Origin of the sequence: Polaribacter filamentus (genome assembly GCF_002943715.1) — a bacterium.
GTDB lineage: Bacteria > Bacteroidota > Bacteroidia > Flavobacteriales > Flavobacteriaceae > Polaribacter > Polaribacter filamentus.
Genome location: NZ_MQUA01000013.1, coordinates 1513955 through 1538039, shown reverse-complemented (window position 1 = coordinate 1538039; position 24085 = coordinate 1513955). Strand labels below are relative to the sequence as shown.

The 24085-nt window shown below is 30.7% G+C and carries 29 protein-coding genes; 2 read left to right on the top strand and 27 right to left on the bottom strand.

The genetic code is table 11. The features are described from left to right. Nucleotides 1–152: 152 nt before the first annotated feature. From BST83_RS09320 to BST83_RS09285, 8 genes are all read right to left on the bottom strand, one after another. On the bottom strand, nucleotides 153–1157 hold the full coding sequence (locus BST83_RS09320) for an IS30 family transposase (protein WP_104809550.1): 1005 nt from the start codon (nucleotides 1155–1157) through the stop codon (nucleotides 153–155). Between the two features lie 186 nt (nucleotides 1158–1343). Beyond that, on the bottom strand, nucleotides 1344–2186 hold the full coding sequence (locus BST83_RS09315) for an IS3 family transposase (RefSeq protein ID WP_240614813.1): 843 nt from the start codon (nucleotides 2184–2186) through the stop codon (nucleotides 1344–1346). A gap of 23 nt (nucleotides 2187–2209) precedes the next feature. Next, nucleotides 2210–2593, bottom strand: coding sequence for a helix-turn-helix domain-containing protein (locus BST83_RS09310; RefSeq protein ID WP_104809046.1), 384 nt, complete (start codon nucleotides 2591–2593; stop codon nucleotides 2210–2212). A 232-nt stretch (nucleotides 2594–2825) separates the two neighbouring features. Continuing rightward, nucleotides 2826–3149 (bottom strand): type II toxin-antitoxin system PemK/MazF family toxin, encoded by a 324-nt coding sequence (locus BST83_RS09305; protein ID WP_104809549.1) that lies wholly within the window; start codon nucleotides 3147–3149, stop codon nucleotides 2826–2828. Then, entirely contained in the window at nucleotides 3140–3385 is a 246-nt protein-coding gene (locus BST83_RS09300; RefSeq protein ID WP_104809548.1) for an AbrB/MazE/SpoVT family DNA-binding domain-containing protein, read from the bottom strand. The genes BST83_RS09305 and BST83_RS09300 overlap by 10 nt, the downstream gene beginning before the upstream one ends. Before the next feature lie 207 nt (nucleotides 3386–3592). Continuing rightward, entirely contained in the window at nucleotides 3593–4297 is a 705-nt protein-coding gene (locus tag BST83_RS09295) for a hypothetical protein (protein WP_104809547.1), read from the bottom strand. 183 nt (nucleotides 4298–4480) lie between these two features. Further along, the gene (locus BST83_RS09290) at nucleotides 4481–5170 is read right to left on the bottom strand and encodes a LytR/AlgR family response regulator transcription factor (RefSeq protein ID WP_104809546.1); all 690 of its coding nucleotides are present in this window, start codon (nucleotides 5168–5170) and stop codon (nucleotides 4481–4483) included. Beyond that, nucleotides 5148–6206 (bottom strand): sensor histidine kinase, encoded by a 1059-nt coding sequence (locus tag BST83_RS09285; protein ID WP_104809545.1) that lies wholly within the window; start codon nucleotides 6204–6206, stop codon nucleotides 5148–5150. The genes BST83_RS09290 and BST83_RS09285 overlap by 23 nt, the downstream gene beginning before the upstream one ends. A 198-nt stretch (nucleotides 6207–6404) precedes the next feature. Between BST83_RS09285 and BST83_RS09280 the strand changes: the two genes are divergently transcribed. Further along, on the top strand, nucleotides 6405–7871 hold the full coding sequence (locus BST83_RS09280; RefSeq protein ID WP_104809544.1) for a serine hydrolase domain-containing protein: 1467 nt from the start codon (nucleotides 6405–6407) through the stop codon (nucleotides 7869–7871). Between the two features lie 209 nt (nucleotides 7872–8080). Here BST83_RS09280 and BST83_RS09275 read toward each other — a convergent pair whose 3' ends face one another. After that, nucleotides 8081–8500, bottom strand: a complete 420-nt coding sequence (locus BST83_RS09275; RefSeq protein ID WP_104809543.1) for a DUF3995 domain-containing protein — start codon at nucleotides 8498–8500, stop codon at nucleotides 8081–8083. Nucleotides 8501–9151: 651 nt separating this feature from the next. Here BST83_RS09275 and ltrA point away from each other — a divergent pair. Beyond that, nucleotides 9152–10432, top strand: coding sequence for a group II intron reverse transcriptase/maturase (gene ltrA, locus BST83_RS09270; protein WP_104808356.1), 1281 nt, complete (start codon nucleotides 9152–9154; stop codon nucleotides 10430–10432). A 120-nt stretch (nucleotides 10433–10552) separates the two neighbouring features. On the opposite strand, the gene BST83_RS09265 is transcribed toward ltrA, so the two are convergent. The 18 genes from BST83_RS09265 to BST83_RS09185 form a co-directional block, all read right to left on the bottom strand. Then, complete coding sequence (locus BST83_RS09265; protein WP_104809542.1) at nucleotides 10553–11956, bottom strand: alpha/beta hydrolase family protein; 1404 nt, start codon at nucleotides 11954–11956, stop codon at nucleotides 10553–10555. 190 nt (nucleotides 11957–12146) lie between these two features. Next, nucleotides 12147–12281 carry a hypothetical protein gene (locus BST83_RS21150; protein ID WP_302849450.1) on the bottom strand — a complete coding sequence of 45 codons (135 nt, stop codon included), beginning with the start codon at nucleotides 12279–12281 and terminating at the stop codon, nucleotides 12147–12149. 74 nt (nucleotides 12282–12355) lie between these two features. After that, nucleotides 12356–12595, bottom strand: coding sequence for a hypothetical protein (locus BST83_RS09260; RefSeq protein WP_104809541.1), 240 nt, complete (start codon nucleotides 12593–12595; stop codon nucleotides 12356–12358). Between the two features lie 102 nt (nucleotides 12596–12697). Next, nucleotides 12698–13354 (bottom strand): hypothetical protein, encoded by a 657-nt coding sequence (locus tag BST83_RS09255; RefSeq protein ID WP_104809540.1) that lies wholly within the window; start codon nucleotides 13352–13354, stop codon nucleotides 12698–12700. Continuing rightward, entirely contained in the window at nucleotides 13338–13829 is a 492-nt protein-coding gene (locus tag BST83_RS09250) for an RNA polymerase sigma factor (protein ID WP_104809539.1), read from the bottom strand. Before BST83_RS09250 ends, BST83_RS09255 begins: the two co-directional genes overlap by 17 nt. A gap of 236 nt (nucleotides 13830–14065) precedes the next feature. Then, complete coding sequence (locus BST83_RS09245) at nucleotides 14066–14746, bottom strand: hypothetical protein (protein WP_104809538.1); 681 nt, start codon at nucleotides 14744–14746, stop codon at nucleotides 14066–14068. Between the two features lie 170 nt (nucleotides 14747–14916). After that, the gene (locus BST83_RS09240) at nucleotides 14917–15372 is read right to left on the bottom strand and encodes an energy transducer TonB (protein ID WP_104809537.1); all 456 of its coding nucleotides are present in this window, start codon (nucleotides 15370–15372) and stop codon (nucleotides 14917–14919) included. A gap of 210 nt (nucleotides 15373–15582) precedes the next feature. Further along, complete coding sequence (locus tag BST83_RS09235; RefSeq protein WP_104809536.1) at nucleotides 15583–16986, bottom strand: alpha/beta hydrolase; 1404 nt, start codon at nucleotides 16984–16986, stop codon at nucleotides 15583–15585. Between the two features lie 148 nt (nucleotides 16987–17134). Beyond that, nucleotides 17135–17485, bottom strand: a complete 351-nt coding sequence (locus tag BST83_RS09230) for a hypothetical protein (protein ID WP_104809535.1) — start codon at nucleotides 17483–17485, stop codon at nucleotides 17135–17137. A 14-nt stretch (nucleotides 17486–17499) separates the two neighbouring features. Further along, nucleotides 17500–17757, bottom strand: coding sequence for a hypothetical protein (locus tag BST83_RS09225; RefSeq protein WP_104809534.1), 258 nt, complete (start codon nucleotides 17755–17757; stop codon nucleotides 17500–17502). A gap of 145 nt (nucleotides 17758–17902) precedes the next feature. After that, complete coding sequence (locus BST83_RS09220) at nucleotides 17903–18112, bottom strand: hypothetical protein (protein ID WP_104809533.1); 210 nt, start codon at nucleotides 18110–18112, stop codon at nucleotides 17903–17905. A gap of 47 nt (nucleotides 18113–18159) precedes the next feature. Next, the gene (locus tag BST83_RS09215) at nucleotides 18160–18597 is read right to left on the bottom strand and encodes a hypothetical protein (protein ID WP_104809532.1); all 438 of its coding nucleotides are present in this window, start codon (nucleotides 18595–18597) and stop codon (nucleotides 18160–18162) included. 150 nt (nucleotides 18598–18747) lie between these two features. Next, nucleotides 18748–19824 carry a DUF418 domain-containing protein gene (locus BST83_RS09210; RefSeq protein ID WP_104809531.1) on the bottom strand — a complete coding sequence of 359 codons (1077 nt, stop codon included), beginning with the start codon at nucleotides 19822–19824 and terminating at the stop codon, nucleotides 18748–18750. Between the two features lie 135 nt (nucleotides 19825–19959). Continuing rightward, the gene (locus tag BST83_RS09205) at nucleotides 19960–20802 is read right to left on the bottom strand and encodes an IS3 family transposase (RefSeq protein ID WP_240614813.1); all 843 of its coding nucleotides are present in this window, start codon (nucleotides 20800–20802) and stop codon (nucleotides 19960–19962) included. A gap of 23 nt (nucleotides 20803–20825) precedes the next feature. After that, nucleotides 20826–21209 (bottom strand): helix-turn-helix domain-containing protein, encoded by a 384-nt coding sequence (locus tag BST83_RS09200; RefSeq protein ID WP_104809046.1) that lies wholly within the window; start codon nucleotides 21207–21209, stop codon nucleotides 20826–20828. A gap of 203 nt (nucleotides 21210–21412) precedes the next feature. After that, nucleotides 21413–22498 carry a DUF4932 domain-containing protein gene (locus BST83_RS09195; protein ID WP_104809133.1) on the bottom strand — a complete coding sequence of 362 codons (1086 nt, stop codon included), beginning with the start codon at nucleotides 22496–22498 and terminating at the stop codon, nucleotides 21413–21415. Between the two features lie 196 nt (nucleotides 22499–22694). Continuing rightward, a complete protein-coding gene (locus BST83_RS09190) occupies nucleotides 22695–23087 on the bottom strand; it encodes a hypothetical protein (RefSeq protein ID WP_104809530.1) in 393 nt (130 codons plus the stop codon). 170 nt (nucleotides 23088–23257) lie between these two features. Continuing rightward, on the bottom strand, nucleotides 23258–23758 hold the full coding sequence (locus BST83_RS09185) for a hypothetical protein (protein ID WP_104809529.1): 501 nt from the start codon (nucleotides 23756–23758) through the stop codon (nucleotides 23258–23260). Nucleotides 23759–24085: the final 327 nt, after the last annotated feature.

Here is a 24085-nt window from a genome sequence, read left to right as displayed (position 1 = left end):
GTCAGTAGGTTAATAAGCTTAATCCTATTCAGATTGTACAAATTTTCTACAATCTATTTTTATCTACCAATGTAATTTGTGAACAAAGTACAGTTGAAGAATCTTGGATTCAACGTTGTAACGCAACAAAACGTTATTACTTTTTGATGTTACTAAGCTACTAATTTTAGTTCAATATTGATCATTTCAAGAGGTGTTTTATACCCAATAATTTTTCGTGGTCTATTATTAAGTTTTTCCTGAATAATTTGGAGTTGATTTTCGCTAATTTCATTAAAGTTTGTTCCTTTAGGTAGATACCTTCTTATGAGTCCATTTGTGTTTTCATTAGTACCTCTTTCCCAAGAAGAATATGGATGAGCAAAGTAAATTTTCATACCGGTATTTTCAGTAATTTTTTCATGTCTTGCCATTTCAATTCCATTGTCGTAAGTCATAGATTTTTTAAGATTATTGTTTAATTGATTTAACTTTTTAGAAAATTCTTTAGCCACTTCATCTGCTTTTTTAGAGTTTAATTTTACTATTATAGTAAATCTTATTTTGCGTTCAACAATGGTTCCAATAGCACTTTTATGATCTTTTCCAATGACTAAATCACCTTCCCAATGTCCAGCTTCAAGTCTAAGTTCAATATGTCCAGGTCTATTGTCAATACTGACTTGATTGACTATTTTACTTCCTCCACCACGTCTTTTTTTAGAGTGGTTTCTTGTTGTTTTTTTACGAACGAGCAGCTTGATTAGTTTTTTATTTAAACTAGCTTGTGGTCTTGTATAAATGTGTCTATATATTGCTTCGTGAGAAATAGCCATTATAGGATCATTCGGATACAATTCTTTAAGTCTCCCAGAAATTTGTTCAGGAGTCCAATTGGATAAAAGTCCTTTATATACAAAAAATCTTAACAGAGAATATGTACTTATTTTATCTCTATTCCTTTTGTTAGCGTACTCATCTTTTGCATTCCAATGTGCTAGTTCAGCATCATAAATATCATTATTATCTAGCACCCATTTATTGATTTCTCTGGAGATTGTAGAAGGTGCTCTATCAAGAGTTTTAGCAATGTATGTTTTGGTCTTTTTTTCGTTTAAAAGTGTCTGAATTTGGACTCTTTCTTTAAGGGTAAGTCGTCTGTGTTTTTTTACTATCATTTTACAAATCTATAAATTTAGATTTGTTGCGTTAAGTTATTGAATGGAAGTATTTTTTGTCTTATCCTATTATACGTTGACCTTTTTTAAGGTTAATAATTGCTTTTCAAATTTATACTTTATTGCCGGAACATTGATAAGTTTTTTAAAAATTTCCCTTCGGGTTTTAAAAACTTATCAACATTCCTACGGCGCTAAAGTAGTAACTTTAACTCGTTTATAATTTTTGTTTTCATGTTGATTGTATTGTAAATGAACTTCTTGTGGTTTTTTTAAATCTAAACTCCAATGCATTCTTTGGTTGTTGTAAAGTGCTACAGCTTCTTTCACCATTTTTTGAGCGATTTCTACAGATTTAATAGTGTTTTTTAATGCAAATTCGTACTTCAAAATACCATTTATTCGTTCTGCAATTGCGTTTTCATAAGGGTCATACTGTTGGGTTGTGCTTAATATAAATCCTTTATTTTGTGCATATTGTGAGTAATCTGGACAGCAATATTGGATTCCTCTGTCGGAATGATGAATGATGTTTTTGTGATTAAAAATGCAGTTTTTATGAGCCATACTTAATGCTTCTTTTACCATCGAAACTTTCATATTGTCTTGCAAGTTCCAGCCCATAATTTTACGAGAATACGCATCGGTTACAAGGGCTAAATAGGCGTGACCCGAATCGGTTTTAATGTAAGTAATATCGCTTACAAAGACTTGTTCGCTATGAGTTATTTTCAAGTCAGTCAATAAATTAGGCGATTTATAAAAGAAGTGTTTGGAGTCTGTTGTAATAAAATAACGCTTGGTTTTTTTAATCAGCATTCCTCTTAAGCGTAGTAAATCGTTTATGGCATCTCGCCCCATTTTGATATTGATTTCCATTAGTTTTGGTTCTAAATATTCGTACAGCTTTCTTGTTCCAGTTTTGGGTAGTGTTTTTCGGTATTCAAGCACTAAATTCAGCACTTTTTCTCTTGCCAATTCTTTTACTTTTTCCCTTTCAACACCTTGATAATAGGCTTGTTTTGTAATCCCGAGCGATTCGTAAATCCATTTTATTTTGAAAGCTTTTTCTTCTTTCTTTGAATTTCGTTTGCCAATCCCTCGGGCAAGTACTTTTTTGAGAGTTCCTCCCCCGTAACTTTCTCAAATTCAACAATTAATTCTTGTTGAAATTCTTTGATTCCTTCTAGATCCTCGATTCTTTCCTTGAGTTTTTTAATCTCATCATCTTTTGAAATAAAGGTTTTTTGATTGGAATAGTTGCTTAATTTTTTCATCCAGTAGTGTATTGTTGTTCGTGAAATATTGTACTTCTTAGAAGCAAAGTTAGCGGATATTTGACCATTATTGATTTGGTCAATGACAAAAAGTTTGTACTCGAAAGTAACTTTTTGATAGCTGTCTTTTCGACAGGCCTGATTTGTTGGTGTTTCCATAGTGTACTAAAAGTGTTTAATTTTTAGTCAACCTATTTTAGGACGATACATTTTTTAGCATTAAAGCTAACGTGCTTGTATATGGTTTGTTGCGTGTTTAAGCACCTAATTTAGTTAATAAAAACTGAATAGAAAATCCGCGAGGGTTTTCGTAAGTAGGCTGGAACTAGCAATAAATTATATACGGTGTTGCCATTAGTACTTTCAGCGTTATTATTGTCAGTTTATGATTTTAATCCACAAACGTTTCTCGTATAATATCTTTGCATTTCTGTATTTCAGATTTTGATAGTCGGTCAAACTTTTTTAGTATTCTCGATTTGTCAATTGTCCGAATTTGGTCGATTGCAATCATTCCTTTTTTGTCGTTATGCTTGACTTCGATTCTGGTCGGATACTTTTTCAAATTTGTTGTCATTGGCGCAACAACAATTGTCTTCAGAAACTTATTTATTTCATTTGGCGATATAATCACGCAAGGACGAGTTTTTTTAATTTCACTACCAATTGTCGGGTCAAGATTTACAAGTACTATTGAGTATTGCTTTAATTCCATTCCTCAAAGTTTTCATCCTCGAATACATCATTGAAAAGTAATCTGTCGTCATTATTCTCACGCATTTTTTCAAAGGCTTTTTCCCAATTTTTTCTTGGGCTATCAATTGGTTTTAGGATAATTTGTCCCTTTTCCAAAATCATTTCAACTTTGTCTTTTATATTGTACTTTTCCAAAATAGTCTTACTTAAACGCAGACCTTTTGAATTTCCGATTTGTATAATTGCTGTTTCCATAACTTTATTTTGTAATTACAAAGTTACTACATTTTATTCAATCCGCAAAGTTTTTTTCGTATTAATGGCAACGTTGTTGTGTAGGAAAAGTTGCAAGTTTAAGCACTAAATTTAGTAAATAAAACACAAACCAAGAAAATCCCCGAGGATTTTCGTAAGTAGGCTTTTACCAGCAATTTACCATACACGGTGTTGGCAAATCGTTTTTTAATTTTGGTAAGAAGTCAATTTTCCGTTTTCAAAATATAGATATCTGTTTTCATAAACCCATTGTTCGTGAACTCCCCAAGAGCCAACAGTTCTATTGATGTCTTTAGGACTTCCCAATGAGATTGTAGCCATTTCTCTATTCATTCCAATCCAGTAATGTCCTTCTTTTAGTTTATTATAAGTTTTCTGTCCATATTTTTTAATATAATTTTTTTCTAATTTAGCATATTCTGCTTTTTTTAATTTAAGATTACTTTCGTATTCTAATCTTTTAAGTTCTTTTTGTTCTTGCTTTTTTACTTTTATAAATTCATATATTTTTTCGTTCTTTTCAATCCATAATTCGTTCATATATCCACAAATTGAATCAGTGCAAACACCAAAATAGCCATCAAAATAATCCAATAAAGTCACTTGTTTTTTTTCTGTCAACTTGGTGATTATTTTTCCCATTACGTTAGACGATTTTTTTATATAAGCTCCTTTTCTTGCTGTAGAAACTAAAGATGAATCCGAAACCATTTTTTTGATTTCTTTAGATTTCAAGACGGCTATTTGAATGTTAACTTTTTTTAAAGAATCATTTAGCTTATTTATTTCAGAAGTCAAGTTTTGTTTTAACTTTTCCAAGTCTGAAATTCCGATTTCTTGAGAAAAAGCATTTAAAGAAGCTAAAAGTATAATTAAAGTAATAATTTTCATAAATCTTCAATTTTTCTAAATGTTTGCCAACGGTTTGTATATGGTTTGTTGCGTGTTTAAGCATCTAATTTAGTTAATAAAAACTGAATAGAAAATCCGCGAGGGTTTTCGTAAGTAAGCTAGAACTAGCAATGAATTATACACGGTGTTGGCAACAGTTATTCATTAATACGGTAGCTATAATTACTTAAATTTATTTATTACAATGGGCTTATATTGAGTGCCCATAGGTATTTGAGTGTTACCAATATGTACATGCGTAGAGGTAACCGAATCTATTTTAGATAAATTAACGATATAGGATTTTTGAATTTGGATAAAATTTTCTGGCAAAGTATTTAAGGCTTCTCCAATACTTTGTCTAGCCATTATTTTTTTATCGTTCACAAAATAGTACATATAATTTCCGTCTTTTTGAAGGTGATTAATGTCTACAATTTGCAATTGATGTGTTTCTAATCCACTCTTTACAAAAAGAGTAGGGGATGCTTCAAGATTGTTTGGTATAGTACTATTTTGCTGCTCTTGCTTATCGATTAGCTTGGTAATAGTTTTTGAAAAACGCTCCAAACTAATGGGTTTTAATAAATAATCGGTGGTGTTTACATCATAACTTTCTAGGGCATGTTCAGAATAAGCGGTTGTAAATACAATAGCCGTTTTTGGTGCTATCATTTTGGACAAAGATAAACCGCTTAAATGTGGCATATTTATATCTAGAAAAACCACATCTACTGTATTGGTATTAAGAAACTCCAATGCTTTTAAACCATTTCTAAAAGTTGCTACCAAGTCAAAACTTGCGAAATGTTTTAAATAAGAAGCGATTAATTCTAACGCTTTTGGCTCATCATCTACTATGATTACTTTCATCGGTTTCAATTTTTAATTCCACCTTATATTCAGATGTCTTGCTAATTTCTAAGCTATGTTTATTGGGATATGCTAATTCTAATCGATTGGTATTGGATGCGATTCCAAAGCCACCTTTTTCATGATTAGGAGTAAAGGAGGGGATCGAATTTTTTATACTAAAGTTTAATTTATCCTTATTGCTTATGTCTATATGTATGCTAATAAACGATTTTTCTTCGGGTTGCACGCCGTGTTTAAAGGCGTTTTCAATATAACATAATAAGATTCCAGGTTCAATGACTTGTTGGTCGTATTCTCCTTTAATAGTAAAAGTATAATCGATTTCATCTTCTTCAAATCGCAATAAATGCAATTCAGCAAAATTTTGAAGGAAGAGAATTTCTTGTGTGATAGGTACTTTTTCATTTTTAGTATCGTAAACTACATAACGCAATAAACCAGATAGTTTATCAATGCTCTTTGCAAGCTTTGGATTGTTCTTCTGATCGACCATCGCCAATAAGTTATTCATGGTATTGAATAAAAAATGAGGCTGTAATTGGGATTTTAAAAGCTTTAGCTCGGTTTGATTTTTCACCAATTCCAATTGCCTTTTGTCTCGTTCTATAGTAAACCAAACCTTAACAAACCCGTATCCTACGGCGATTGTTGTATAGAAAATAAATATGCCATACCATAGTGAGGGAAACCAAATAACATGGATGTAGCTTTTGAAAAATAAAAAAACAATCGCATTAAAAAGCCCTAAAAATAATAATGCAAACAGGGTAGATTTTATGAATAATGGAAGAATATTCGATCTCTTTTTTAATCCTTGTATTAAATAGACTTGGGCATAAAAATAAATGGCGAAAAAAGGCTGACCAATCATAAAGAAGCTAATTAGTGAATAGCTGTGTTCTATATTCCCAGTAATCACTCCTTCTCGAACTTCTACAAGATGTCCAGTGATGGAAAATGAATACACTATTAGCCATGAGCTAAATATCCAGAACAGAATATTGATAATTATTTCAACCCATTTTTTATTCATAAGGCTAAGATATATCTTTAAATCAATTCATTTTAAGATTTGGTAGCTAAGGGCTAAAATATGTTATGAAAGTCTATAAAAACAAGATATCCCTTTTTTTAAGGGTTTAGTAACCAATACTGGGAAGTATATAACTTTATAAATTTTAAAAGACTAAATGCTTGTTTCTTTGATGAATAATTTAAAATATATAGTAAAATGAAAATTACAAAATTAACCATCCTGCTTGCTTATTTAACTACAGGCACATTTATGGTAACTGCTCAGCAAAATGAGGATAAGCAAGCTATTGATAGAATATCAGCCTATTTACAGGAAAGTGAAAAAAATGGACTAACTGGAGCTGTTCTAATAGCAAGGGGTGATAAGGTTCTTTATAATGAAGCTTTTGGAATGGCAGATAAAGAAAAGAATGTTAGAAATACTACCAAAACAGTTTTTGACATTGGCTCAGTTTCTAAGCAATTTACTGCAACGGCAATTTTAAAATTAGAGGAACAAGGAAAATTAAAAGAGGAAGATCCAATTAGTAAGTTTTTTAAAAATTTACCAGAAGACAAAAAAAATATCACAATTCATCAATTATTAATTCATTCAGCAGGCATTACTCAGGGTATTGGTAATAGTGACTTTGATCATATTTCTGTTAATGATTATTTTAAACAATTGTTTGCAACAAAATTATTACATCAACCAGGTCAAAAGCACGAATATTCTAATGCAGGCTATAGTATTTTAGCAAGAATTATTGAATTGGTTTCTCGGCAATCTTATGAGTCATTTTTAAATGAGTATTTATTTCTACCTGCTGAAATGTATCATACAGGGTATCTGTTGCCAAAATGGGAAAACTGTATTCTAGCTAAAGGCTATAATTATCAAGTTATAAATACAGGAAGTATGGTATCACGTTACCAACAGGATGGTAAAGTATCTCGGGTATTACTTGGAAATGGAGGAATTAACTCTACTCAAGAAGATATGTTTAAATGGTATCTAGCCTTAAGGTCAAATAAAGTGCTATCCAAATCTGCCACAAAGAAGTTAACCACTCCCTATATTCTCGAATTTGAGGGAGAAACAAGTTATTATGCATACGGATGGGTAATTTTTAAAACTCCACGAGGAACAAATATGGTCGCTCATGATGGTAGCAATGCAACTTTCTTTTACGATTTTAGATGGTTTCCTGAGGAAGATATAGTGATTTTATACGCGACCTCTTCATTAACAGATAGTGTGTCTAGAATTGGGTGGTGGGTTGATAAAATGTTTTTTGATCCAACATATACCCCAAAAAACATTGAAGTAAATTTTGTAAGTACACTTTTAGACTTTGCATATCACTATAAAGGAGCACCCAACGAACTAGCATCTAGCATCAAAATGAAATTTGGTGATAAAATAGACAAACCCTTTTATTTGAGTAGATTGGGCGGAATACTTTCGAGAAATAATAAGCTTGATAAAGCCATAATAATCGCTGAATTAAACATTGAATTATTTCCTAATAATAGTAACATATGGGATAGTTTAGGTCAGATATATTATTCTAGTGGTAATAAAAAAAAGGCATTAAAGGCATATAAAAAAGCATTTGCACTGGATTCAGAAAATAGTTATGCAAAAGATATGGTTACAAAACTGGAATCTAAAAATAGATAAGAAAGCACAAATTCTATAATAATTATAGCTCCGGTTTGATTTCTATTCAATTTACGTTCAGCATTAATTGTTGCCAACGGTTTGTATATGGTTTGTTGCGTGTTTAAGCACCTAATTTAGCAAATAAAAACTAACTAGAAAGTCCGCGAGGACTTTCGTAAGTAAGCGAGAACTAGCCATTAATTATACACGGTGTTAGCACCAGTTTTTTATTTCATTAGTTGAATTATAATTCCAAATATTCCAATTATCAAACATAGAGGCGAAAATAATTTTGTGTCCAATTTCCCGAAATCAGTTTTCTTTATACTTTTGAAAAATCCGACATATTTAAATTCCCCAATTGCTCGAAAAATAAATATTATTGGTATTATCCAGCTTCCGTATTTCATAATCCATACAGGTAAATTGTATTCAAAAAGTTCAGATTTAAGAACATAAAAAATTCCGAATGCTGTTAATCCTATTCCAACGATTGCGGTATCAATTTTTTTCGGATTCAATACTCTTTCTCCACTTTCCTTTGTCGGCAACGATGCCTCAATACCAAATTTCCCTCCGAGAACCCAATAGAAATGAATCACTCCAAGTCCAATAAGTATTATGCTTAGTAAAATTGATAAAATCATAGTTTTCAGTTTGTTGCTTTCATATTGGTGCTAACGTGTTTGTATAAGCTTTGTTGTGTTGGTTTAGTAGTAAAGTTACTAAATAATTAGCAACCAATAAAGTCCTCGAGGACTTTCGTAAGTGAGCAAAAAGCCAGCAATAAATTTTATACGGTGTGTGTGCCCAGTATGGGCATCTTTAACTTATCGCAAGATAAGTTATTCATCTAGAGGGTGCAAGTCCCTTATGCACAGGAGTAACGTCTTGAAGCATTAGTAAGTCGCAAGGGTGGTAACTGCGAAGTTACATCTGAAGAAAGCGAGACTACAAAACTCGGTACTGACGAACAGAAATCGTATACAGAGGCATATTTACTTGGGTAAGCAAGCACATCATTGTAACGCCCAAAAGAGTAACAAAAGGGTAAGTATGTAGATACGGCAGGAATTGAGTGAAAGAAGATGCCATTACCTGGGGAGGTCTCTAGAGCCACGAGTTGGCTGTATAGAGAAGTCAGCAGAAGTCATAGTACTTACAGGAAACGAGGAGGGAAAAACCCTCACGGTCTCACAAGTAAGGAAGGACTGAACATTAAATTACGTTGTAATTCGACTAGGAGGCATTGCTAGCCTAGTCTTAGCTCAACAGGAGTAAACAAATTATTTAAAACTATGATTGCCCAAGTATTAGAAGCTACGAATCTTTATAAAGCAGCACGTCAAGTTATGCGCAATAAAGGAGCAAGCGGAATAGACAGTATGTCGCATCAAAAACTCCCTGAATACATTAGGGAAAATAGGTCAGAACTACTGCTATCCATTTGTAATAATAGCTATGTACCACAAGCAATTTTAGGAGTAACGATCCCTAAAGGAAATGGTAAAACCCGACTTTTAGGAATACCAACGGTAGTAGACAGATGGTTACAACAGGGGGTAAACCAACAATTAATGACTAAGTTCGAATACGAATTTGAAACCTTTAGTTACGGATTTCGCCCACAGAAGAACATCCAAAAGGCAGTACTACAAGCCCAGCGATACATCAATGATGGCTATCAGGATATTGTAGATATTGACTTAAAAGGATTCTTCGATGAAGTAGACCATTGCATCCTACTGCAACTTATTTACAACAAAGTACAATGCCGAACCACCTTGCGTTTAATCCGAAAATGGCTTAGAGTTCCCATTTCAATAAATGGAAAACTTTATAAACGCCGAAAAGGAATTCCACAAGGCAGTCCAATAAGTCCATTACTATCTAATATTATATTAGACGTTCTGGATAAAGAAATGCAAAAACAAGGGGTACGATATGTGCGTTATGCAGACGATTTTAGTATGTATGCTAAAAGCAAAAGCGAGGCAAAACGAATAGGAAATAGCATGTATTTGTTTCTTAGAGACAAATTAAAGCTCCCTATAAATGGTGCTAAAAGTGGTATACGCAGACCTGTAAATTTTAAATTGCTAGGACACGGTTTTGTGCCAATCTATAAGAAAGGCATAAAAGGGCAGTATCAACTAGTTGTAAAACAGGAAAGTTGGGAAAAGTTTAAGCGCAATCTTAAAAGTTTAACCAAGAAAACCAAACCAATGTCTTTACTAGAAAGACTCGAGCGACTAAATCAAGTTTGCAGGGGCTGGATGAATAATTACCGATTAACAAACATTTATGCTAAACTTAAAAAGTTGGATGAATGGTTGCGAAATAGGTTACGATATTGCATTTGGCATGATTGGAAAAAACTAGAAAGAAAACGTAAAAGCCTAATTCGATTAGGAATAGAAAACGGACAAGCGTATGCTTGGAGTAGAACAAGAATGGGAGGCTGGGCAGTAGCCCAAAGCCCTATACTTAAAACTACAATTACCCTTTCTATACTTAAAAGAAAAGGTTACAAACCCATGGTAGATTACATAAATAAGAAGCAAACTTCAATTTGGTGAACCGCCGTATACGAGACCCGTACGTACGGTGGTGTGAGAGGCGCACTGGCTACTTTTTGGTAGTCAGCCGTCTACTCGATTGTGCTTAGTATTTTATTTCTATTGAATTTTTAGGGTTTTTTAATTCACATCGATTCTTTTAAAAATCCAATTAGAAATTTCTTTTAAAGCCGTTGGAGAAAATGTTTGCTCTATTTTTCTATATTCATCCATATTTCCTGTCTCACACTCTTGAAAAAAGTGATTTAAATTTTCTAATTCTATTATTTCATAATCTTTATTACCGCCTTTTATCAATGCTTTTCTTATGCCTTCTTGATTTATTTTTGCATTTACTTGAGTATCTTTAGAACCATTTAATGACAATACTGGCATTTGCAATTTTTCAATTTCATCTGCTGGATTATATTGTAAAAAATAGCGTGACCATGGTTTTAAACTTGTTTTTAACTGACTTTCTATAAATAAATTGATCTTCTCTTCTGGAACATTTAAAGACGTTAGAATTGGTTTTATAAAAGCATTATAATGCGTCGTTAATTCATTTTTAATTTCTAAATCACTCTTATTAGAAGTTACAATTGCAATTGCTTTTCTTGTGTTTTTTTCATAAGCTATTTCATCTTTAACAGGAAATTGCCTTAATGTTTTAGATTGCATAACAGACAATTCAGTTCCAGATATTCCTGTAGACGCTAGCAACACCATAAAAGCAACATCTTTTGAGTTATTTGCTACTAATGGAGCTATAATACCACCTTCGCTATGACCAATCAAGCCAATGTTTTTTATGTCTACATCGTTTCTAGTTTTTAAATATGTAATTGCGCTCAATACATCTTTAGAAAAATCTTCTGTTGTAGCGTTTCCAAAATCACCTGTAGATTCTCCATGACCACGATCATCAAAACGCAATACTCCAATGCCTTGTTTTGTTAAATGGTCTGCCAACACTAAAAAAGGTTTGTGTCCCATAAAACTTTCATCTCTATCTTGTGGACCACTTCCGCTAATTAAAATTACCACTGGAAATTTTTCGTTTTTATTTGGTAATGTTAAAGTACCTGCCAACGATACCTTTGCTTCTATATTTTTAAAAACTACGTCTTCTTCATAATATGGATAAGGCTTTACAGGTTCTTGAGGTCTTCTTAAATCTTCTATTTTTATAGCTCCTTTTTTTAAATTTAAGGTCATTTCTAGTCCACCTTCTTTATAAGTGCCTTCAAATTGTTGCGATTCCTTATTAAAAATGCCCTTATAGTTCATTCCAACATTAGAACCATCAATTATTAACTTCCCGTCTATAAAAGTTGTTGTTGAAGGTTTTATACCAGAAACTCTAAAAGTAGGTACACTCATTGTACTTGAATATTTAGAATTCTCCTTTTCTATTTTAAAAACGAAGGTGATTAATTTCTCTCCTCTTTTGGCTTCTCCATTCCAATCTCCTGATATATCTTGAGAGAATGCGCTTACTATTGACATTGTAACTACAATTGCAAATACTATTATTGTTTTCATTTTAGTCAGTTTTTATCTTACCGAAAATTATTCGGCATTTAAATTTTTTGAAAATTAATGTTATTATTAGTGTTTCCTTGAGTGTTGAAGTTTGCTAGTAACTATCCTTCCTTTTCAAATTTTAATTATCAATGTTTAAAAAAAATAGCGTTACTAATCTCTGTAAGGAAATATTTTGTTTAGATGCTAATTATAGCATGTTTCCAGCTGCTTTAACTTCAGCATCTTTGTTACGTCCAATAATTGCACCTACTACCATTCCTCCTATTAAACCCAGTGAAATACCTAAAGAACCAAGATTAGATAAAATAGCAACACCACACATTAAACCGAATGATAATCCTAAACCACCATACAATTGAGTGTAATAGCCTTTGTTAGTTAGATAGAAAGTCTCCTTTAAATAGTTCTCAAATTTATTAAGTGTTTTTTTGAAGAATTTTTTCTGTTTTCAGGATTTGATTCTAATTGTAAACTATCCAATTCTGTTTCTATAGATTGAATTTCACCTTTTAAAAATTCTCTATTTTCTAATTCTGCTAGTGTATAAATAAATTTCTCGTAAATCTTAAGTTCAGATTTTTTAGTTGTTTCAGTTTTTAAACCTTCAAAAAAGTTAAGTGCGTTTTTTAGTGTCATAATTTTTTATTGTTTTCTTGGTTAGTGGTCCATATCAAAAATTATTACATGCAAAACCCGTTTTTTTTTTAAAGCGCTATAATTAGGTGTTTTAAGAGGTGCTTAACTCCTTAGACTTTCTATATCTGTCATTAATTCTTTTAGTTTTTTGAATACTCTTCCATAAACAATATTTAAATCCCATTTATAAATTCGAGCTCCAAAAAGGGCTAGTAAACCAATTATTACTAATGCTATAACGATTCCTATTACTGGAACTCCGAATATGAGATACGTGTCTGGAAAACCAAAAAGAATTTCACTTACAAGCCTTTCACCTAAAGGAACACCTTCTGCATCTTTAAACCAAAAGCCCAAAAGCATTGAAATAAATATAATAGGATACAAAAATCTTGAAATTTTCTTATTGATATCGACTTGTTTTATTATCCATTGATTAAATGCCTTTAAGTATTGATAACTACTTACACCCATATCTATTTTATCCAAATCGATTAATAACCTCTTATTAATAATAACAAGCACAGAAAGTGTGACAAAAAATATGACACCAGTTATTGGTATTCCGACAAAAAATGAGACCACTAAGAAAACAAATGAGAATGCAACAATTGCAATCAAATTTATTTTAAACATTCTTTTAAATTTATCAATAATATGAATTGATTTTTGGTTGTAAAGGTTGTTTACTTTTGGAGCCACTAATGCGTCGCTTTCAAGAAAACCTTCTTTCCATATATTTTCAATTGATTTTTCCATCTAATATTTTTTTTAATCTAATTTTAATTCTTTTAACGCGTACACCAATATTATTGGGGTTAGTTCCAATAATTTCAGCAATTTCCTTTTGCGATTTTTCTTCTAAATAAAGCATAATAACTGCTCTATCTATTTCTGACAGTTTTCTAATAGCATCGTATAATAAATTTAGAGATTCGTCTGAAAACGAGAAGTTGTCTTCGGTTTCTTCATCAGTTATAGAATCAGATACAAAATGTTGAACATTATTTTTCTTTTTCTTAAGTAAGGTTAAACAAACGTTTAATGAAATCCGATACACCCAAGTGCTCCATTGAGATTCTTCACGAAAGTTGTCTTTACTCCTCCAAATTTGTAAGCACACTTCTTGATAATAATCTTCAAAATCTTCTTGCGAGTTAGTATAAGCTCGACATAATTTGATGATTATTCCTGCAAACGGTAAAATGGATGTTTTATAAAAATCGCTACTCAATAGTATTGTTTTTATTAGTTAGTGGCGTAAATTAGAAATTATTACAGGCAAATCATATAATTGTAAATAAGAATATGCTTTGGAGATATATTAAGCACAACGTTGTTTTGTATGGAAAGTTGCGGTTTTGTGAACGAGGAATTTCCAACGGAAATTCAGAAGTTTGCAAAAAAGCAACAAGTTTTAGTTTAAACCAAATATAGCAATTTTTTATACAAGGTGTTGGGTTTAGTGCTTTATTCAATTTCTATTAATTCATAGAATTCAATTATTCCAGAAAGTTTTTCTTCCCAAATTTTAATTTCCATTGGAAAGTTGTTAGGGAAATATTTAGACAAGTTTATTACTGAATGAATTGGTAATTCAATTTGTTCAGTTACATACATTTCATAAATTGTATTTTCTAAATCGCTTTCTTTGTCCTTCTTTATTAAAGTCAATTTGTAACAGTCAAAACCCTTTATCTTTTTTCTGTCTTTTCGGTTTTTAATTATTTTATATTCATAATTTTCAGCAAAAAGGTCATATTTTTTATAATTAACTGATTTGGATTTGTTGTAAAAGTTTAAAATTCCACTATTTTTTTCTATCATTAAATAATCTCCAATCATTTTATTTTTTTGTTCAGTATGACGCCAAATGTAATTATTCTGAATTTCAATATAAATTTGTGTTTCCGGTGTTTGAGTTAGAAATTCATTCATTTGTATTTCTTTAAGTTTTATATTTATCAAAGAATCATTTCCATTTGGTTTATAATTAGTATTAATTAAAGAGTCCGTTTTTGATTTCAAATTAGATATTCCATTTTCGGAAGAAACTATTGATTTTTTAAAAACAAACTTTTTCGGTTGGCTATTTTGTCCGTAAGTCACGGAAATAAATAAATTTAAAATAAGTATTTTCCAAAACTTCATTATTATTCTAAATTTTCGTTTTGTATTAAACCCAACGTTGTTGTGTATTGAATGTTGCGGTTTTGTGAACGAGGAATTTCCAACGGAAATTCAGGAGTTTGCAAAAAAGCAACAACTTTTAGTTAAGCTAAATATAGCAATTTTTAATACACGGTGTTGGGCATAGTTTTTTATTCTTCTAAAACAAACTTGAATGGAATTAGAATTTTTATTCTAACTTTTTTTCCGTTTGCAATTTCTGCTGGTTTCCAATTTGGAATTTTTGATATTACTTCATATGTAGCAAAATCATAATTTTTTTCCAATTTTTCGACAATTTTTATATCAACTACTTTTCCAAGTGTGTCAATAATAAAAGTTGATTTAACTTTTCCTGCAATTTCCTTATAATCTCCTTTTGGTAATTCAAAATTTTTCTGAATAAAAACAGTCAGCGAGTCAAATCCGCCTGGAAATTCAGCCATTTTTCTTAAACTCGAAAATTTTATTTGTTCATTATTTTCTCCCAAAAGCTGATATTCCAAGTTAAGAGAATTTTTAAATTCCACCTTTTTAAATTCCGCTTGAGTTAGTTCCTTTTTTGTTTCAGTATTTTTTTCGTTTCTTTTTTTTCCAAATTCTTGCAAGAATTCAGAAGTAAAAAAGTAAATATAATTCCTATTATTCTATTCAATTTCGGATTTTTCTTAAATTATGCCCAACGTTGTTGTATATGGTTTGTTGCGTGTTTCAAGCAACTAATTTAGTAAATAATTACCGACAAAGAAAGCCGCGAGGACTTTCGTAAGTAGGCTAGAACTAGCAATAAATTATATACGGTGTTGTGCATAGTTTTTTTACTCTTCTTTTAATTCCTTCAAATCAATTTCTCTAAAATATCTATTCTCTTTATAGTTTTTTAAACAATATTCTAAATTAGTTTTCCCTAATCTTTTTTGGGTATTGTTTTCAACAGAAGCCTTAGCTATGAAATAACTGAATTCAAGTTGATTGTCTTTAAATTTCTTTTGACCTTGTTGAAAAAAAGCAATTCCCATTTCGGTATTTTTAAGATCATTAATATAGAAATCATAATAAGATTCCAAATTTGCATTTAGAATTCTATTTTCTAAATCGTCTTTACTGTTCATTATTTTATTTGCAAGATAATTAGCTTTTTCAAAATCACCAATTTGCTTATTATAAAAAAATAGAGTGTGAGTTTGTGTTGGATATCCATTTACTTTTAAATCGTATTCAATAATTTGATTGAGTGCTTTTTTATTTTTGGTATTTATACTCATTTGTATTAAAGAATAAAAATCAACTTCTTTAATTTGAGTTTCAATTCCATAGAGCTTTTTATTCTTTGAATGATAAAGTTTAAGATATTCTCTTATGTCAAAATTTTCTTTATTCGATTCTATATAGAAATCTTCAATGTTTCTGTATTCATTAAAGAGGAATTTTATGCCTTGTATCAAAGATATTGCTGGCATTTCATTATGGTTAGCATTAAATTCACTAATTTTTAAATTGTTATTAAAAACTTTGCCTTTTAAGTCTTTTGCAAATTCATTAAAATCATAATCTTTCGTGCCATAGCCAATAAATATATTTGTCTTTTTATTTGTGGTTAAATAAGGCTCTATTTTTCTTTTAAAATTTTCGGATTCTCCGCTCAATGAAAGTGAGATAATCCCATTAAATGCATTGTTTTTTTGAAATGGTAAACATATTACAAAGTGAGCTGTATTTGAGTGTCCTATAATTGAATTATATCCTGAAGTATTGTATTTTGTGTTTATGTAAGGAACAACATCTTCGAACAAGAAGTTTTTTAGTTTTTCAGAACCCTCCAAATAAATAGTTTCATCTCCATCTGAGTATTTACTAAAATTAGGTGTTGTTTCCTTATTTCTATTATTATGATAAATTCCAACAACTATTGATTGAGGAATGACATCTGTCGCAACATCATAATCATTCTCTATGGTTAGTTTGCTTAATTGGTCAACATATTTTGCTGTTAAATCAAAAAGACTATATCCGTCCAAAGTATAGATAACTGGATATTTTTTTGTGATATCGTAATTTTTAGGCAAAAATATTTTTATAATTCTATTTTCATTTGGAAAATATTCTGATTTTAATTCGACTATATTATATTCTAAAGAACTTATTTCGATTTTACTTTTCGTTTGACCAAAAGCAAATGATGTAATTAGCAAAAAACTAAAAATATTAATTATCAATTTCATATATGTATTCTGTAAAATTATGCACAACGTGGTTGTGTATTGAATGTTGCGGCTTTGTGAACGAGGAATTTCCTACGGAAATTCAAAAGTTTGCAAAGAAGCAACAAGTTTTAGTTTAGCCAAATATAGCAATATTTAATACACGGTGTTACCACACGTTTTTTTTCTTTTCCATAATTATTCCGTTGAACATATATTTTCCAATTGGTAATCGACTTGTATAATTTTCAAATTGTTTTTTTAAGTCAATTTCTTCGTTTATAATTTCAAATATTTTTCTTGCTTCAAAAACTTCTTTTGGTATTTCTACTGAATTTGTTTTGTAGTAATAGTCCAATTCCAATTCCCAGTATGACGCACTTTTATTAATTCCGTTTTTCAGCATATTGAAAGTAATTGTAGTTCCATCCAGTCCAACAATACAATCTGTAATTTCGCTACAGTCTTTCAAGTTTTCATACCCTCTATTCCTCAATTCTACCATTAATTTTTTTACCATTTTTTCAGGTATTCTTATTTTTTGGGTAATTTTTTCTTTTGTTCTTCTTTTCTGTTTGTTTTCCAGACAGAATGGATTAAATCACCTTCAAATTCGCCATTCCTAAGTTCAATTAATTCTAATCTTTGATATTCAGCAACCTCAATTCGATATATTTCTATATGTATAAGATTATCGAATTTGGTCAATTCATATTGAATTTCGGTTTTATTTTGTCCGAATACAGTCGTTCCGATTAGAATTAATGATGCTATGACGATTATTTTTTTCAAATGTGTGGTAACGTTTATGTATAAGATTAGTTGCGTGTTTTAAGCACTAAAGTTAGCAAATAAATCACAGATAGAAAGTCCGCGAGGACTTTCGTAAACAGGCTAGAAACTAGCAATTAATTTTATACGGTGTTGTACAACGTACTTACTTTTCCGTATCCATTAACCAAGGATAAGTAAATTCCGTTGCTTTTGTTAATTCCTTTTTTAATTTTTCTCGGTCTAATTCCAATTCAGAATATTCCGCTCGTTCATAGAGTAGGTTATAGGCTGATTGATGAAGTCCGTATTTCTTTAATGTATAAAAATCTGATTTCGCTTTTTCCGAATTTAGATTGTCGTTGTCAAATTCCATTTTCAATAAGTCAACCAAAGTGTCATTTACAAACTGATTTTCATAATTCAGTTGTTTTTTTCCGATTTTACAGAGTTAAATTCTCGTATTATTTTATAAACGATTGAGTCATTTTTCTCCGCTTTTCTGCGATTCCAAAATTCAGCGTAATATTTGCTTTGAATTTTAGGTTTGTTGTAGGTCAACTCTAAACTGTCCACTACATTCTTAAAATTCCGCTTTATGTAAATTCCTTGAATTAAGAAATGGTCTTCACTTTTAGAAATCAGGTTTTCGAGTTTTCCATATCCGAATTTTTTAAATGATTCGTGAACCATTTTAAGATTTTTTGGTTTTCTAATCCACGAACTTTTTGTCCAATCCGAGTGATTTAATCCGAAAAATGAAGTTTGATTTTCCACATAAAATTCCACTTCTTTTTTTTCTTTACTAACGCAAGAAACGAGTAATAAAATCAGAATATTTAATGTTAGCAGTTTGTTCATTCGTATGTTGTACAACGTTGTTGTATATGGTTTGTTGCGTGGTTTAAGCACCTAATTTAGCAAATAAAAACCGAATAGAAAATCCGCGAGGATTTTCGTAAGTAGGCTAGAACTAGCAATAAATTATATACGGTGTTGTAGCCAGTTTTTCTATCCGATTATTTTTTTCATTACCCATTCTACTGGTCCATTTTTTCTCTTTTTCAGCCAGTAAGTTGCAAACAATACACATAATAAACTAAAAGCTAGAGCATATGCTACTGAAAATTCTATTGGATAATTTCCCATTTTTTCTGGGTTAATTGCTTCAATAATTCCCATTCCTAAAATTACGTGAGCTACATAAAACGTTAGAGCTAATTGTCCCGTTTTATTTAGAGCTAAAATTACTTTGTTCGTTGAAAATCTTTTTCCGATTATGATACAAGCTGATATTATTGATATGGAAATTGCAATTCCATTAAACATATAAATTGGTAATGGTGGCATTGGGTTTGTTCCAATAATTTCTGACAATTCACTTGCAGTTTGTTGGCTTCCTTCTGATAAAAATGAAATGGTCAAGTATGATAAAATTTGAATTACAACAAAAGCAATTGAACTAACCCAAAATGCTTTTTTGATAAATCGGTCGCTTTTCAAATCCTGTTTACCAAACCAAAAGCCAAAAAGCATAAAAGCAGTCCAAGGAATTACTGGGTGAAAACCATTTAAGAATAGGTTTCTGAAAAAGCCATTAAATGTCCAAAAATCGAGATAATCTAAAGTGTCAAAATTCCAACCTGTTTCGTAATTCAAAAAGCCAAAAATTAATGGGTAAAGTAGTATTAATGCAATTGTTGAAATTAAAATTATTTTCTCATTGCTTGATAGTAAAAGTAAAATAACAAGCATATAAATACCATAAAAATGTAAAATGTCTGCTGGCCATATTACTATATATGAAAGTCCGACAATGAAAAGGAACAAGGCTCTTTTTGCAATTCTTATTCGGGCGGTTTTTAATTTTTGACTATCATTATTTCTCAATGCGGAATTTGTCATTAAAGCAAGTCCAACTCCTGCTAAAACCACAAAAGTTGCTGCTGCCTTTCCATCAAAAGCACTTGCAAATGATTTAACCCAACTCAATCCATTTTCGCCAAGTACGACTTTAAAATTAACGATTATCATTCCGATAACCGCTAATGCTCTTGCAATATCAATTCCGATTATTCTTTCTTTCACGATTTTTGTCTTATCCTATTATACGTTGACCTTTTTTAAGGTTAATAATTGCTTTTCAAATTTATACTTTATTGCCGGAACATTGATAAGTTTTTTAAAAATTTCCCTTCGGGTTTTAAAAACTTATCAACATTCCTACGGCGCTAAAGTAGTAACTTTAACTCGTTTATAATTTTTGTTTTCATGTTGATTGTATTGTAAATGAACTTCTTGTGGTTTTTTTAAATCTAAACTCCAATGCATTCTTTGGTTGTTGTAAAGTGCTACTGCTTCTTTCACCATTTTTTGAGCGATTTCTACAGATTTAATAGTGTTTTTTAATGCAAATTCGTACTTCAAAATACCATTTATTCGTTCTGCAATTGCGTTTTCATAAGGGTCATACTGTTGGGTTGTGCTTAATATAAATCCTTTATTTTGTGCATATTGTGAGTAATCTGGACAGCAATATTGGATTCCTCTGTCGGAATGATGAATGATGTTTTTGTGATTAAAAATGCAGTTTTTATGAGCCATACTTAATGCTTCTTTTACCATCGAAACTTTCATATTGTCTTGCAAGTTCCAGCCCATAATTTTACGAGAATACGCATCGGTTACAAGGGCTAAATAGGCGTGACCCGAATCGGTTTTAATGTAAGTAATATCGCTTACAAAGACTTGTTCGCTATGAGTTATTTTCAAGTCAGTCAATAAATTAGGCGATTTATAAAAGAAGTGTTTGGAGTCTGTTGTAATAAAATAACGCTTGGTTTTTTTAATCAGCATTCCTCTTAAGCGTAGTAAATCGTTTATGGCATCTCGCCCCATTTTGATATTGATTTCCATTAGTTTTGGTTCTAAATATTCGTACAGCTTTCTTGTTCCAGTTTTGGGTAGTGTTTTTCGGTATTCAAGCACTAAATTCAGCACTTTTTCTCTTGCCAATTCTTTTACTTTTTCCCTTTCAACACCTTGATAATAGGCTTGTTTTGTAATCCCGAGCGATTCGTAAATCCATTTTATTTTGAAAGCTTTTTCTTCTTTCTTTGAATTTCGTTTGCCAATCCCTCGGGCAAGTACTTTTTTGAGAGTTCCTCCCCCGTAACTTTCTCAAATTCAACAATTAATTCTTGTTGAAATTCTTTGATTCCTTCTAGATCCTCGATTCTTTCCTTGAGTTTTTTAATCTCATCATCTTTTGAAATAAAGGTTTTTTGATTGGAATAGTTGCTTAATTTTTTCATCCAGTAGTGTATTGTTGTTCGTGAAATATTGTACTTCTTAGAAGCAAAGTTAGCGGATATTTGACCATTATTGATTTGGTCAATGACAAAAAGTTTGTACTCGAAAGTAACTTTTTGATAGCTGTCTTTTCGACAGGCCTGATTTGTTGGTGTTTCCATAGTGTGCTAAAAGTGTTTAATTTTTAGTCAACCTATTTTAGGACGATACATTTTCTTAAATTGGCTACAACGTTGTTGTATATGGTTTGTTGCGTGTTTCAAGCAACTAATTTAGTAAATAATTACCAACCAAGAAAGTCCGCGAGGACTTTCGCAAGTAAGCAAAAAGCTAGCAATAAATTATATACGGTGTTGGCAAATCGTTATTTTTCAGATGCTGATTGTTTTATTAATTCCATACATTCCATATAAGTTTTCTCAAACGGAATTCCATTTTCAGGTTTATATTCACTTAACTTGATGTAAATATCTTTTCTTACATCTTTACATTTATTTAGATAAAAACTGTGTCCATCATCTTTTCCGAATTGTCTATAGGACAATAATTCTTGTAAAGGGTAAACAATTAGATGGTCAATTTCATCTTTTATTTGCGTATCGTTACAATTTTTACATAGCGATTTGTATTGATTTAATTCGCCAATATATTTGTCTAATAATTTGTCTGTAAAAAGATGTGAGGTTTCGTGATATAAAGTTCCTCGTCTGTTATTATCTAATTCCAGAATTTCGTTTGTAGTTGTTATACTATCTTTCTTTTCGCAGATGTTTCCTAACAATGTTGCTCTTTTTTTTGGATTGTAGTTATCATAAAAAGAAATGGCTTTATTATTAGAAGAATTGGTTAGTTCAACAAAAACCTCCATTTCTAAACCTTGTTCTTTCGATTGAAAAAAGTTTAAAACATAATCAAAAAGTTTTTCATCATTAACCTGCTTTTCGATTTTTTCGATAGCATTTCCGTAATATTTTTTGTTTTCACTAAAGAAAGTTTTAAAATTAGATATTTTATAAAAGTCAACCAAAAGTGGTTTTAATGAGTCTATTTCGCCTTTTGTAATTCCAAAACTTGAAAGTTCTTTTGAATAAATATTTTCAAATTCAAACGATTCACAATTTTCGTACATTAAACCTATTGTTGCAAAATCGAAATGTATGTTTGGTAATTCGTCAATGTATTTAATAAGTTGATGATTTTTAAATTCCTTAAAGTGATTATTTACACGTTTTGAATAGTCCGTATCGCAAGGAAGCATTTTTGGGTCAATATAGTCTTGAACTGCCAAATTAAAAGCAATTCTTAAAACTTCTATTCGGTCATCAACTTTGAATATGACTTTATTTGGTTCTCTTTTTTCAGAAATTGTATTCTCCTTTCGGTTATTTTCTTTACAAGCAAAAAGTGTGATTATAAAAAGTAGGCTGATTAATAATGATGTTTTCTTCATTGTTTTTTGTTACAAAGACTAGTCTTTTTCTTGTTTGTTACAGTTTTTTTTAATGTTTGCCAACGTTTATGTATAAGAATAGTGCGGTTTTGTGTGAGAGGATTTTCCGCAGGAAAATCAGATGTAACAAAAGCGCACGGACTCTTGATTAAGCAATAAACTAAGCATTATTTTTATACGGTGTTGCCATACGTTTTTATTTTTTCACACGTTTCAAATTCCGTATCGCATAGAATTCAAATCCGTTTATTGGTTTTATTTTCCGTCTTTTTATTCGGTAACTTATGGTCGAATTAATTTCAGTCCATTTTTTGTCCGATTTACTTTCTTTCTCCAGTCTTATATTCAGAATTAGAGTGTCGTTTTCAATTTTCCATTCTCCTTTTAATTCCGAGTAAATTATTTCGTGATAGTGATAGAATTTAGTCCGATGAAAAGTTCCGTTTTCGTAAAGTACTAAACTGTCAGAATCGACATAATTCCATTTAATGCCACTTCCAATTTTTGATTTAGTTTTTTCTTTTTTGAATACATATTCAGAGTGGATTTCCTGTGAAACCACAAAGTTGGTCAGAAGACCAAAAATCAATATTAGAACTGTTTTTCTCAAATGGATGGCAACGTGGTTGTGTATTGAATGTTGCGATTTTGTGAACGAGGAATTTCCAGCGGAAATTCAGTAGTTTGCAAAAAAGCAACAAGTTTTAGTTTAGCCAAATATAGCAATATTTAATACACGGTGTTGGCAACTGGCTTTCTTTACTTCCTTCTTTTCCTTAAATTAATTATTTCATTTTTTAAATCTAATTGCGCTCTGAATTTTAAGTCAGAATCTCGTTTTTCCTGTTTATATTCCTTTTCATATGTTTTTAAAAATTCAGATGTTGCAGTTATATTACTTTCAGGATATTCAAAACTACGAGTTAGTCCACAAGTATTTATTTCAATTTTATTTTCGTACGAATTTGCGTAAATCAACCACTTTCCTTTTCCGTCAATTGTTGGTCCACATTGATTGTCGTAAATTCCACTATATATTTTTCCAATTTCATCTCCGTTAAAAGATTCCACAACTCTAATTTCAAAAGTGTTTTTTTCAGAATCAATTTTCAAAACTTCTCCTATAAAAATACATTCAGAATTTTCAAATTCGTAATCTTGAACAGCTTTCAAACTTTTCGGAATAGAACAATTACAAGCAATTGCTTTTGTAGAAATTAAAGTTATAATCAGAAGTAATATGTTTAATTTATATTTCATTTTTTGCTTGTTGCCAACGGATTGGTATATGAAAAGTGTGTCTTTTGTGGAGACGAATTTTTCAGATGTAATTGTTTTTTAAAAGTAGGGGAGAACTCAAAGATAGCAAAATTTGACACATTTTTTATATACATTGTTGTCCTGACGTAATTATTCATCCTGTAATTTTTTCAGAAAGTTGAATAGAAGCTAAGAAGCTCTCAGGTAAAATGTACGAATGGTAGATAATATCTTGAATTCGAGGTCTTTTTTTAGACACAAACGAAATCAGAAAGTTGAATAGAAGCTAAGAAGTTCTCAGGTAAGATGTACGAATGGTAGCTAAGA

Bases quoted from the DNA above. Each gene is read 5' to 3' on its own strand.
- BST83_RS09285 (WP_104809545.1), bottom strand. From the start codon at position 6,206: ATGAATAAAAAATGGGTTGAAATAATTATCAATATTCTGTTCTGGATA.
- BST83_RS09195 (WP_104809133.1), bottom strand. From the start codon at position 22,498: ATGAAGAAAACATCATTATTAATCAGCCTACTTTTTATAATCACACTT.
- BST83_RS09300 (WP_104809548.1), bottom strand. From the start codon at position 3,385: ATGGAAACAGCAATTATACAAATCGGAAATTCAAAAGGTCTGCGTTTA.
- ltrA (WP_104808356.1), top strand. From the start codon at position 9,152: ATGATTGCCCAAGTATTAGAAGCTACGAATCTTTATAAAGCAGCACGT.
- BST83_RS09255 (WP_104809540.1), bottom strand. From the start codon at position 13,354: ATGGAAAAATCAATTGAAAATATATGGAAAGAAGGTTTTCTTGAAAGC.
- BST83_RS09305 (WP_104809549.1), bottom strand. From the start codon at position 3,149: ATGGAATTAAAGCAATACTCAATAGTACTTGTAAATCTTGACCCGACA.
- BST83_RS09200 (WP_104809046.1), bottom strand. From the start codon at position 21,209: ATGGAAACACCAACAAATCAGGCCTGTCGAAAAGACAGCTATCAAAAA.
- BST83_RS09265 (WP_104809542.1), bottom strand. From the start codon at position 11,956: ATGAAAACAATAATAGTATTTGCAATTGTAGTTACAATGTCAATAGTA.
- BST83_RS09290 (WP_104809546.1), bottom strand. From the start codon at position 5,170: ATGAAAGTAATCATAGTAGATGATGAGCCAAAAGCGTTAGAATTAATC.
- BST83_RS09220 (WP_104809533.1), bottom strand. From the start codon at position 18,112: ATGGAATTTGACAACGACAATCTAAATTCGGAAAAAGCGAAATCAGAT.
- BST83_RS09260 (WP_104809541.1), bottom strand. From the start codon at position 12,595: ATGACACTAAAAAACGCACTTAACTTTTTTGAAGGTTTAAAAACTGAA.
- BST83_RS09185 (WP_104809529.1), bottom strand. From the start codon at position 23,758: ATGAAATATAAATTAAACATATTACTTCTGATTATAACTTTAATTTCT.
- BST83_RS09275 (WP_104809543.1), bottom strand. From the start codon at position 8,500: ATGATTTTATCAATTTTACTAAGCATAATACTTATTGGACTTGGAGTG.
- BST83_RS09245 (WP_104809538.1), bottom strand. From the start codon at position 14,746: ATGAAGTTTTGGAAAATACTTATTTTAAATTTATTTATTTCCGTGACT.
- BST83_RS09310 (WP_104809046.1), bottom strand. From the start codon at position 2,593: ATGGAAACACCAACAAATCAGGCCTGTCGAAAAGACAGCTATCAAAAA.
- BST83_RS09215 (WP_104809532.1), bottom strand. From the start codon at position 18,597: ATGAACAAACTGCTAACATTAAATATTCTGATTTTATTACTCGTTTCT.
- BST83_RS09230 (WP_104809535.1), bottom strand. From the start codon at position 17,485: ATGGTAAAAAAATTAATGGTAGAATTGAGGAATAGAGGGTATGAAAAC.
- BST83_RS09320 (WP_104809550.1), bottom strand. From the start codon at position 1,157: ATGATAGTAAAAAAACACAGACGACTTACCCTTAAAGAAAGAGTCCAA.
- BST83_RS09280 (WP_104809544.1), top strand. From the start codon at position 6,405: ATGAAAATTACAAAATTAACCATCCTGCTTGCTTATTTAACTACAGGC.
- BST83_RS09235 (WP_104809536.1), bottom strand. From the start codon at position 16,986: ATGAAATTGATAATTAATATTTTTAGTTTTTTGCTAATTACATCATTT.
- BST83_RS21150 (WP_302849450.1), bottom strand. From the start codon at position 12,281: ATGTGTGGTGTTGCTATTTTATCTAATCTTGGTTCTTTAGGTATTTCA.
- BST83_RS09295 (WP_104809547.1), bottom strand. From the start codon at position 4,297: ATGAAAATTATTACTTTAATTATACTTTTAGCTTCTTTAAATGCTTTT.